Origin of the sequence: Mesorhizobium sp. M1295 (genome assembly GCF_040318135.1) — a bacterium.
Classification (GTDB): domain Bacteria; phylum Pseudomonadota; class Alphaproteobacteria; order Rhizobiales; family Rhizobiaceae; genus Mesorhizobium.
Window position 1 is genome coordinate 66832 of the sequence record NZ_JAMYLU010000010.1, and the last position, 9674, is coordinate 76505.

Annotated in this window: 15 protein-coding genes; 4 read left to right on the plus strand and 11 right to left on the minus strand. The window is 62.2% G+C overall.

The window, feature by feature from the left end:
* Window positions 1-9 precede the first annotated feature (9 nt).
* From NKH29_RS15900 to NKH29_RS15915, 4 genes are all read right to left on the minus strand, one after another.
* Window positions 10-1032 carry a glycosyltransferase family 4 protein gene (locus NKH29_RS15900; RefSeq protein WP_023719185.1) on the minus strand — a complete coding sequence of 341 codons (1023 nt, stop codon included), beginning with the start codon at window positions 1030-1032 and terminating at the stop codon, window positions 10-12.
* Between the two features lie 204 nt (window positions 1033-1236).
* The gene (locus NKH29_RS15905; RefSeq protein ID WP_023719184.1) at window positions 1237-2652 is read right to left on the minus strand and encodes an ATP-binding protein; all 1416 of its coding nucleotides are present in this window, start codon (window positions 2650-2652) and stop codon (window positions 1237-1239) included.
* Window positions 2653-2703: 51 nt separating this feature from the next.
* Window positions 2704-3423, minus strand: coding sequence for a response regulator (locus tag NKH29_RS15910; protein ID WP_023719183.1), 720 nt, complete (start codon window positions 3421-3423; stop codon window positions 2704-2706).
* The gene (locus NKH29_RS15915) at window positions 3410-3937 is read right to left on the minus strand and encodes a MarR family winged helix-turn-helix transcriptional regulator (RefSeq protein ID WP_353000092.1); all 528 of its coding nucleotides are present in this window, start codon (window positions 3935-3937) and stop codon (window positions 3410-3412) included. The genes NKH29_RS15910 and NKH29_RS15915 overlap by 14 nt, the downstream gene beginning before the upstream one ends.
* 249 nt (window positions 3938-4186) lie before the next feature.
* Between NKH29_RS15915 and NKH29_RS15920 the strand changes: the two genes are divergently transcribed.
* From NKH29_RS15920 to NKH29_RS15930, 3 genes are all read left to right on the plus strand, one after another.
* Complete coding sequence (locus NKH29_RS15920; RefSeq protein ID WP_352483089.1) at window positions 4187-5080, plus strand: branched-chain amino acid aminotransferase; 894 nt, start codon at window positions 4187-4189, stop codon at window positions 5078-5080.
* A gap of 145 nt (window positions 5081-5225) precedes the next feature.
* Window positions 5226-5540 (plus strand): hypothetical protein, encoded by a 315-nt coding sequence (locus NKH29_RS15925; protein ID WP_353000093.1) that lies wholly within the window; start codon window positions 5226-5228, stop codon window positions 5538-5540.
* A 181-nt stretch (window positions 5541-5721) separates the two neighbouring features.
* Window positions 5722-6363: an MBL fold metallo-hydrolase gene (locus tag NKH29_RS15930; RefSeq protein ID WP_023719179.1), complete on the plus strand. Its 642-nt coding sequence runs from the start codon at window positions 5722-5724 to the stop codon at window positions 6361-6363.
* 80 nt (window positions 6364-6443) lie between these two features.
* Here the strand turns inward: NKH29_RS15930 and NKH29_RS15935 are convergent, their stop codons facing one another.
* From NKH29_RS15935 to NKH29_RS15945, 3 genes are all read right to left on the minus strand, one after another.
* The gene (locus tag NKH29_RS15935; protein ID WP_023719178.1) at window positions 6444-6854 is read right to left on the minus strand and encodes a BA14K family protein; all 411 of its coding nucleotides are present in this window, start codon (window positions 6852-6854) and stop codon (window positions 6444-6446) included.
* A 191-nt stretch (window positions 6855-7045) separates the two neighbouring features.
* Window positions 7046-7258, minus strand: a complete 213-nt coding sequence (locus NKH29_RS15940; RefSeq protein ID WP_006202521.1) for a cold-shock protein — start codon at window positions 7256-7258, stop codon at window positions 7046-7048.
* 229 nt (window positions 7259-7487) lie between these two features.
* Window positions 7488-7700, minus strand: coding sequence for a cold-shock protein (locus NKH29_RS15945; protein WP_006202520.1), 213 nt, complete (start codon window positions 7698-7700; stop codon window positions 7488-7490).
* Between the two features lie 506 nt (window positions 7701-8206).
* Here NKH29_RS15945 and NKH29_RS15950 point away from each other — a divergent pair.
* Window positions 8207-8602, plus strand: coding sequence for a Kazal-type serine protease inhibitor family protein (locus NKH29_RS15950; protein WP_352483091.1), 396 nt, complete (start codon window positions 8207-8209; stop codon window positions 8600-8602).
* 10 nt (window positions 8603-8612) lie between these two features.
* Here the strand turns inward: NKH29_RS15950 and NKH29_RS15955 are convergent, their stop codons facing one another.
* From NKH29_RS15955 to NKH29_RS15970, 4 genes are read right to left on the minus strand one after another with little or no spacing between them, the layout of a single operon-like run.
* The gene (locus tag NKH29_RS15955) at window positions 8613-8837 is read right to left on the minus strand and encodes a hypothetical protein (RefSeq protein ID WP_254819206.1); all 225 of its coding nucleotides are present in this window, start codon (window positions 8835-8837) and stop codon (window positions 8613-8615) included.
* Window positions 8838-8872: 35 nt separating this feature from the next.
* Entirely contained in the window at window positions 8873-9010 is a 138-nt protein-coding gene (locus NKH29_RS15960) for a hypothetical protein (protein WP_023719175.1), read from the minus strand.
* Between the two features lie 38 nt (window positions 9011-9048).
* Window positions 9049-9294, minus strand: coding sequence for a hypothetical protein (locus NKH29_RS15965; RefSeq protein WP_023719174.1), 246 nt, complete (start codon window positions 9292-9294; stop codon window positions 9049-9051).
* Window positions 9291-9557, minus strand: coding sequence for a hypothetical protein (locus tag NKH29_RS15970; protein ID WP_023719173.1), 267 nt, complete (start codon window positions 9555-9557; stop codon window positions 9291-9293). The genes NKH29_RS15965 and NKH29_RS15970 overlap by 4 nt, the downstream gene beginning before the upstream one ends.
* Between the last annotated feature and the right edge of the window lie 117 nt (window positions 9558-9674).

Here is a 9674-nt window from a genome sequence, read left to right on the forward strand (position 1 = left end):
GCGGTTTGCTCAGGCGGCCAGTTTTCGCGTGGTACCCAGTGCTCCTTCGACCGTTTCCATGAACATTTCTGCACAGGCCTTCCAGCTGTAGCGCATAGCACGTTGCCGCGCCTCGGTGCGGTCGACGAGAAGCGCGGCGAGCGCTGCTTGCCTCAGCTCTTGCGAGACTGCGCCGCCTATGCCGTCGCCCACAATATCGATCGGCCCGGTGACGGGATAGGCTGCGACAGGCGTGCCGCTGGCCAACGACTCGATAATGACGTTGCCGAATGTGTCGGTGCGGCTGGGGAAGACGAAGACGTCGGCCGAGGCGTAGATCTCGGCCAGTTCGTCGTTCGGGCGATGGCCGAGAAAATGGGTATCGGGATATCTGGCCTTCAGCTTCGCCAATTCCGGCCCTTCGCCGACAACCACCTTGCTGCCGGGCAGGTCCAGGTCGAGGAAAGCCGGCAGGTTCTTCTCGATCGCGACGCGGCCGACGCAGAGGAAGATCGGTCCCGGAAGCCCCAGGTCCTTTCTTTTATCCGGCCGAAAATGATCGGTATCGACGCCACGCGTCCATGGCCGAAGCTTGGTGAAGCCGCGTGCCGCAAGATCGTCGGCAAGCGACTGGGTGGCGACCAGCGTGCCCTGTCCTGAATTATGGAAATCGCGCAGCCAGCGATAGGCCCATGCTTCTGGCACCGGCAGACGCGCGCTCAGATATTCCGGAAAACGTGTGTGATAGCTGGTCGTGAACGGACGGCCGGCGTTGCGGCAGTAGCGCCGCGCCATAATGCCGAGCGGTCCTTCGGTGACGATATGGATGTGATCCGCCTTGCGTGCCTCGATCAGCTGCGCCACGCGGTGCGGCGTCGTCAGCGCCAGCCTGATGTCGGGATAGGTCGGCAGAGGCAGGGTGCGAAAGATGTTCGGCGTCAGGAAGTCCGTCTCGACATCGAAGGATTTCAAAGTCTCCGAGAGGCGCTCCAGCGTGTGGACGACGCCGTTGACTTGCGGGCGCCAGGCATCGGTGACCATCAGGATGCGCATGGCGGTCCCTTGGCGGAGAGCTTGATTGCTTTGCCGCGATGCCTGAACGGCGACCACGCCGCCGCTCTGGCCTCGCACCAGCGCACCCGGGCAGGCGCGGGGTCGAAATGAGGCCGCAGGGCCGAATCAATCAGGATCGCGCGCTTCATTGGCGCTCTTCACCATGGTTTCATGACGGGCGGATGAAGGCCGGCCTCGCTCCCGTCAAGCCGGAACCTTGATCACCGCCCGCAGGCCGCCGAGCGGGCTGCGTTCGAGGACGATGTCGCCGCCATGGCTGCGGGCAATGTCGCGTGCGATGGAAAGGCCAAGGCCGGTGCCGCTGGCGTCGAGGTTGCGGGCCTCGTCCAACCGCACGAAAGGCTTGAATACATCCTCCCGCTTTTCGGGCGGAATGCCCGGACCGTCATCGTCGATAGTGACGAGCAGCGAACCGCGTCCATGATTGGCATTGATCTCCACCGTCTTGGCATAGCGGAATGCATTGCCGACGACGTTGGACAGCAGCCGGGCAAAGGCATTGGGGCGCACATGGACATGCGGATCGCCGGCAAGCACGGTCGACAGCTTGCGCTTGCGCAGCGCGGCTTCCTCGCGAAGCTTGTCGAAGAAGGCTTCGAGGTCGAACCGGCCGGCGTCTTCCGATGCTTCGCCGCGTGCAAAGGCAAGGTAGCCTTCCAGCATCGACTGCATGTCGTCGATATCCTGGTCGAGTGCCTGGGTGTCGGCCGCCTTGGTCCCGGCCAGCGCCAATTGCAGCTTGAAGCGGGTGAGGATGGTCCTCAGATCGTGGCTGACGCCGCTCAGCATGGCGGTGCGCTGCTCGAGCTGGCGTTCGATGCGTTCGCGCATCTGGATGAAGGCAAAGCCGGCGCGGCGGACTTCCTCGGCGCCGCGCGGGCGAAAATCGCGAGGCATCGGCCGGCCTTTGCCGAAGCTCTCGGCCGCCTCGGCCAGCGTCAGAATCGGCCGGATCTGGTTGCGCAGGAAGGGAATGGCGATCATCAGCAGCACCAGTGAGGTGCCGACCATCCAGATCAGGAAAATATGGGTGTTCGATGCATAGGCCTGGCTGCGGCGCACGAAGACCCGCAGCACCTTGTTCTCGAGCTGGACGCGGACCTCGACGATATTTGAATTGCCGACCGTATCGATCCAGAACGGACGGTTGATCTGGCGGGTGATCTCGGACGAAAGGATCTCGTCGAGGATCGAGAAGAACGGCTTTGGCCCGGGTGGCGGCAGTGGGTCTGGCGGCAGGAGGTCGACCTTCAACTGCATGCGATCCTGGGCGATGCGGATGACGTTGGCGTAGTCGGCGTCGTGCGGATAGGTCTCTATCAGGTCGATGATGGCGGCGATGTCGCGCACCGTGGCCTGCGACAGGCGCTGCGTCACGGTCTGCCAATGGCGCTCCATGAAGACAAAGGCGACGACCGACTGCAGCATGATCATTGGCGCGATGACGATGATCAGCGAGCGGGCATAGAGCCGCTTCGGCATGTAAAGCGACACCAGGCGCCAGAAACGGTTCCAAGCGCGCGGCACGGCCTTCAGCGCCCGCGTCGCGCGGGCGCTCAAGCCGCCATCTTCCGGCCGTTCGAGTTGCGTGGTCGCCATTCGTCTTTTCGCTCACCGGCGGCCCAGCAAAGGACCGCTGTCGGCGGCATTCTATTCCACGCTGAGCCGATACCCAATACCGCGCACGGTCTGCAGCCAGACCGGATTGGACGGATCGCGTTCGATCTTGCGGCGCAGCCGGTTGATCTGGACGTCGATCGTGCGCTCGCCGACCTCGGACTCGTCGCCGACAAGCTCATGCCGCGGTATCGTTTCGCCGGCACGCGCAGCGAAGATCGCCAGGATTTCCTGCTCGCGGTCCGTCAGCTTGAGCGCCTCGCCGCCGCGCTTCAGCTCACGCCTGGCGATCTGGAAGGTATAGGGGCCGAAGACCAGCTGTTCGACCTTGGGCGTCGTCGCGGGGCCGCCGCGGCGCAAGATATTGTTGATGCGCAGGATCAGCTCGCGCGGGTCGAACGGTTTTGGCAGATAGTCGTCGGCGCCGGCCTCGAGCCCGGTGATCCGGCTGTCGGTTTCGGACAGTGCGGTGAGCATCAGGATCGGTACGTTTTTTTCCGCCCGCAGCGCCTTGGTGAGATCGACGCCGCTTTCACCCGGCATCATGACGTCGAGCACGATCAGATCGAAATCGAGGCCGGTGAGCTTGCGCCGCGCCTCGCCGGAATTTCCGGCAACGGTGACGCGAAAACCGTTTTCGGTCAGATACTGTTTCAGAAGATTGCGGATTCGGGTGTCGTCGTCGACCACCAGCAGATGCGGCGCGTCGTCTTCCGGTGCTGTCGGATGATCAACCCTCTCAATGGTCTCCATGGCTTTTCCCTGACATCTTTGCGGGCACAATGTCGATCTGCGCCCTTAGTTCCGGATTGACCATCGCCTCAAGGAACCGTTCGATAACGGCGCGTTCGGTGGCTCCGGAATCCTCCAATGCAGCATGGATGCGGCGCGACTGTGGCCGCGCCAGTGCCAGCGCCAGCGCACGGCCCTTGGCCGTCGGATAAAGCTCGCGCTGGCGGCGGTCGCGAGGGCCCTGCAATTGCACGATATGGTCGGTGTCGATCAGTTGCTTGAGCACGCGCGCCAGGCTCTGCTTGGTGATCTTGAGCACGTCGAGGAGCTCGGCGACCGTCAGGCCGGGCCGGCGATTGACAAAATGCAGAACCCGGTGATGAGCACGGCCAAAAGCGTAGTCGGCCAGGATCTGGTCCGGATCGGAGGTAAAGTCGCGATAGGCGAAGAAGAACAACTCGATGATGGCGAAATCGATGCCATCCTCGTCGGTGATCGCCGTCCTGATCGGCTCTGCGGCTGCGTGGCTCGTCATCTTTTCTCCGTGTGAAGCAGGAAATTATGTCAGCACTATTGACGTATTTTCCGCGCGATGGTAATTTTTGGCAAGCTTTTCGGCGGATTGCGAACGAAAAGGCAAACGAAGCCCTTTTTTCCGGAACTTCCTGAGTTTGCCAGACCTTAAATATCCGCCTACGCTTTGAGACAATGGCCGCCCGCGGCGGCCGAGGCGAAACACGCAACGACACAATGATGTGCGGGCTGCCGCCCGCGGGAGGTTACCATGGCATCCGTTCCCTTCGACCAACTGGACGGCTTTATCTGGATGAACGGCGAATTCGTCAAATGGGCCGCCGCCAAGATCCACGTCTTGACCCACGGGCTGCACTACGCCAGCGCGGTATTCGAGGGCGAGCGCGCCTATGGCGGCGAAATTTTCAAGCTGACCGACCACACCGAACGCCTGCATGAGTCGGCGCGCCTGCTTGGCTTCAAGATACCCTACTCGGTCGCCATGATCGACGACGCCTGCCGCACGCTGTTGAAGAAGCAAGGTTTCCAGGACGCCTATGTCCGGCCGATCGCGTGGCGCGGCAGCGAACAAATGGGCGTTTCGGCGCAGAACAGCCGGATCAACTGCGCCATCGCCATCTGGCAGTGGCCGAGTTATTTCGACCCGGCGCAGAAGCTGAAGGGCATCCGCCTCGACATGGCCGAATGGCGCCGCCCCGACCCGCGCACCGCACCGTCGAAATCGAAGGCGGCCGGCCTCTACATGATCTGCACCATGTCCAAGCATGCCGCCGAGGCCAAGGGCTATGCCGACGCCATGATGCTCGACTGGCGTGGCCAGGTGGCGGAAGCGACAGGCGCCAACATCTTCTTCGTCAAGGACGGCAAGATCCATACGCCCAAGCCCGATTGCTTCCTCGACGGCATCACCCGCCGCACGGTCATCGGCCTTGCCAAGGACCGCGGTTTGGAGGTGATCGAGCGCGCCATCATGCCGGAAGAGCTTGAAGGCTTCCAGCAGTGCTTCCTCACCGGGACAGCGGCCGAGGTGACGCCGGTTTCGGAGATCGGCCCGTACCGATTCGAGGTCGGTGAGATCGCCAAGACGCTGATGAATGACTATTCTGCAGCCGTTCAACCCAACCACGCGATTGCTGCAGAATAACGAAAGTCACAGCTTTTTTATCAAGTAGGGGCGGTTTTCGGGCCGCCCCTTTTATTTAAGCGTTTGCGCATTTGACTTTCGTCCAATTCGGCGTCTCATGATGGCGTCGGCCCGGGAGGCTGGCAGCTATGGAGGGATTGGAAATATGGATATGAACACGCTTCTTCCGATCATTATTCAGGTGATTACGGGTATCATCGGTGGTCAGGCGGTGGGCGCGGCTATCAAGACGGCGGCGATGGGTCAGCTTCCCAAAATCCTGGGCGGCGCTGTTGGCGGCGTCGGCGGGGCGGCCATCCTCAGCAGCCTGCTGGGCGGTGGGGCGGTCGATCCGGCAACAGCCGCCACGGCGGCAGGGGCCGGCAGCGCGTTGAACATTCCCAACATCGTTGGCGGTGCCGGCGGCGGCGCCATCCTGACCGGCATCATCGGTGCGGTCATGAACGCGATGAAGAAATAAGCTTTCGACGTTTCAGGCTTTTCAAATGGGCGGCTTCGGCCGCCCATTTCGTTTGCCGTTTGCGGGAGCGGTGGACGCCGTCCGCGTGTGTCTCTACATCAGGGCCTGATTCAACAAGGTTAGAGCTTTCCTGACGCGTTCGAGGGGACGCGCGGAGCTCCGACAGTGTGAAAGGACAAATATGGGTCAGCTCAACGCCGGCATCGTGCCGGTCACGCCGTTCCAACAGAACTGCACCATCCTCTTCGACATGGACGACAGACAGGGCGTCGTCGTCGATCCGGGCGGCGACATCGACAAGGTGCTGGCGGCGCTCAAGGACAATGCGATCACTGCCGGCGCGATCTGGATCACGCATGGCCATATCGACCATGCCGGCGGGGCCATGGAACTGAAGGAGGCGCTCGATATCGAGATCATCGGCCCGCATGCCGCCGACCGTCCGCTGCTCGCCAATCTCCAGAACCAGGCAAAGCGCTACGGCATCACCGATCCCGTGCGCAACTGTGTCCCCGACCGGTTCCTCGCCGAGGGCGAGACCGTTTCGTTTGGCTCACAGGTGTTTGAGGTATTCCATTGTCCGGGCCACGCACCCGGCCACATCGTCTACTATAACCGGGCGGCGAAGTTCGCCCATGTCGGCGACGTGCTGTTCCGCGGTTCGGTCGGCCGCACCGACCTGCCGGGCGGCGACCACGCCGCGCTGATCGCCTCGATCAAGGAGAAGCTGTTGCCGTTGGGCGACGACATCGGCTTCATCTGTGGCCATGGTCCCGGCGGCCGTTTTGGTGAGGAGCGGCGGAGCAATCCTTATTTGGTCTAAAGCCGGCCTGGTCTGAAACCGCGAAAAACAAAAAGCGCCACCCACCGGGCAGCGCTTTTGTTCAGGACAGGAAAACTGTCTTAATTGGCGGTGCAAAAATGCTGTTCGCCGTCATAGCCAGTGAACGTGCCGGTACGCGCGTTGAAGCTCTGGTAGCGGTCCGAGCAGTATTCGTACCAGCCGCGGGTCCACGGCTCCGCATAGCTTTCGGCATAGGCTACTCGCGGCTGCACGTAATAACGGCGCACCGGGGCAGGCCGGTAGTATTCATCATCATAGGCCGGGTCGTAATAGCGGGGCTGCGGGCTGGCGAGGGCACCGCCGATCAAGGCACCGGCCGCAAGACCAAGGACGCCGGCCGCAACGGCGTCGCCGTGGCCGTGGTGGCGGCGGTGATGGCGCCATTCATCGGCACTGGCCGCAGGCAAGGTCGCAAGCGTGGTCGCAACGACCGCGGCGGACAGGATGGCAGTCTTGAAAATTCCGTTCATGTCGGTCTCCTTCGTGCCGGCCCGGGTCGTTTTCGGGGGGATGCGGTCCGGCTTTAACGAAGATTAATATGCGACCGTGGCTGAACGGGGGCTGAACGAAATTTGACCAAGCGGTTCATTTAACTGGGGTTCAAACATGCGGCAAACACCGCAGGCCAGACCGGCCCACGTCCATTCTGTCCGGGGCTGGTTCAGCCGATCGACAGGTTGACGGCTTTCGGACCCTTGCCGCGCTTGTCCGGCTCGGTGTCGAATGTCACTTTCTGCCCATCCTCAAGACCGGGAAGACCCGACGCCTGCACGGCCGAAATATGGACGAAGACATCCTTTGCCCCGTCGTCCGGCGTGATGAAGCCGAAGCCCTTGGCGTGATTGAAGAATTTGACGGTGCCGGTCTGCGGCATGGGAAGCTCCTTTGATCCCACAAGTCCAGTCTCGGGCCGGCAAATGCCCGGACGGAAATTTGTCCTTTATTTTAGTGCCATCGGCAAGAGAAAGTTTTGCGGGTGCCGGCAAGCATCCCGGAACACAAAAGGCCCGACGAAAACCGCCGCGCCTTTATAAAATTCGAGTTCACACCAAAAGCCTTGCAGCATCCTCACACACCCGAAAGGACGCGCGGCACGCCGCCGTTCAGGCGGCGCGGAGATTGACCGCTTTCGGACCCTTACCCATACGGTCGGGCTCGACATCGAAGGTGACCTTCTGACCGTCGACGAGCGTGCGCAGCCCGGAAGCCTCTATCGCCGAGATGTGGACGAATACATCCTTGGCGCCGCCATCGGGCGTAATGAAGCCGAAGCCTTTGGTAGCGTTGAAGAATTTAACGGTGCCGGTCTGGGCCATTGGGGAAACTCCTTCACCCGTGTCAGTCTTGGTGGTTCCGCCCGCCGCCTGGCGCCGTGGGCAAGTCCCGGTGGTTGCTTCGGCAGTCATGCATTGGCGCATGGTAAAACCCCCCGCCGAAAACGGGGCTGTCAGAGATTCACAGTATCGGGGAAAGGTCGTCCAAAACGTTCCGCTCTCCGGGTCGCAAATGCCCGAACACAAAATTTATCGCACGGAAACGTGATGCTTGCAAGATAGAGCCGCGGGCGGCCCAACAGGCGCATCCCGACGCATCGCACCGATAGAACTGGTTCTCCGCGCGGTCATCGGCCAGACGCAACCCAGGCATGGTCCAGCAAGCTGGGCCGGTGCTGTTTTGGACTTGCGCCGGCATACCGCCTTGGTTTGCATGCGCCAGGCTGCAAACGGGGTTGCATTTCGCAGCAGAATGGCGAGATTGACGAAGATCGGCCCGATGCAGGCGCGATTACGCGGGGGCGGGAGTTTCGAGGGAGGGAATATTTATGCGGCTTCTTGCGGCAATCTTCTCGCGGCAGGGTTTTTCCATCTTGTTCCTGTCGGCAATTCTTGCGGCCTGCACCGTCGTGGTCGATGAGGGGCCAGGGCCGCGCCCGCCACGGCCGGGGCCGCAATTCTGCACCAGGCAATATGACCCGGTCTGCGCCAGGCGCGGCGGCGACCGCCAGACCTTCGCCAATGCCTGCCTTGCCGAACGGGCCGGATACCGCATCATCCGTGAAGGCGAGTGCCGTGGCGGTGGCGGCGGCGGGGAGCAGACATTCTGTACCCGCGAATACCGCCCGGTCTGTGCCCGTCGCCATGGCGAACTGCGCACGTTCCCCAATGAATGCGAGGCCCGCGCGGCGGATTATCGGGTCGTCGATGATGGGCCGTGCTAGCGCACCGGCCTCACTGTTCGTCCGGATAGGCACCATCGGCGGGGCCGACGTAGAGCTCGGCGCCGTCCTCGTTGGAGATGCGCAGGCGATCGGGGATCTGCGGCATCATCAGCGTGTGAAGCAGCGTGGCGGCGCCTTGCAGGGCGGCGCGCAGGTTCGGTGCCTCCAGCGACACTCGATCGAGTGTCGCTTCGTCGGCATCGCGCGAGCGGTAGAACTCGATGACGAAGTTCAAGCACGCCTCCAGGCAGATTGTCGTGCGATCGAACCCTAGCCTTTGGACTTGGGTTTCACAGCGGTCTCCGCCTGCTTGACCGCCGAGCCGAAGGGCGAGGCCGGTTTTGCCGCCACCTTGTCCTTCTTGGGCTTGCGTGTCTCGCGATTGCTGCGCTGTTGACCCTTGGCCATTTTCTGATCCCTTATACGTGTTGCGGATTGCTTTCGGCTCAGTTGGCCGGGTTGTCGACCGGTTCGAGATTGTCTTCCGTGGTGACCCGCTCATAGGTCTCCTGATCGCTGCGAATGCGATATTGCGGCGAGCCGTCCTTGACCGGCAGCCGGCTCTTTATCTGGAACAGCTCCGCGGTCTTTTGGGCAAGGCCGGTGCGGCTCTTCATGCGAACAGTCTGGCCGACGGTGAAGATATGCGAGGGCGTGTCCGTGCGCCGCGCACTCTGCTGGAAGCGGATCATGTGGCATTCTCCTGGTCGTGCCGAAGCGCTGCTTCGAGTTCGGCGTGGTCGACGGCGACAAGCCGGCCGGTTGGGCTTTTCACCGTCCTTGCCGGCAGATGGATGAAGGTGGCGACGCGGCGCCAGGCAAGCCACGACATGCCGTCGATCAGTTCCTCGTCGTGGTCGATGTCATAGTCGCCGGCCGGCTGCATGCCATCCAGGCCGCCAAGCACGAAAGGTGCCGCGAAATGCGCGATGGAATGAGTGGTGCGGGCAGACATTCTCGTGCCTTGAAGTTTCTTTCCGGCCTGGCTCCGAAAGCGGAGCCTGCATTGCGGTACCAGGTGTCGGCGATTTGGATCAGTTTGGCGGGCCGAGAACCCTGACGCCGCGAGGGC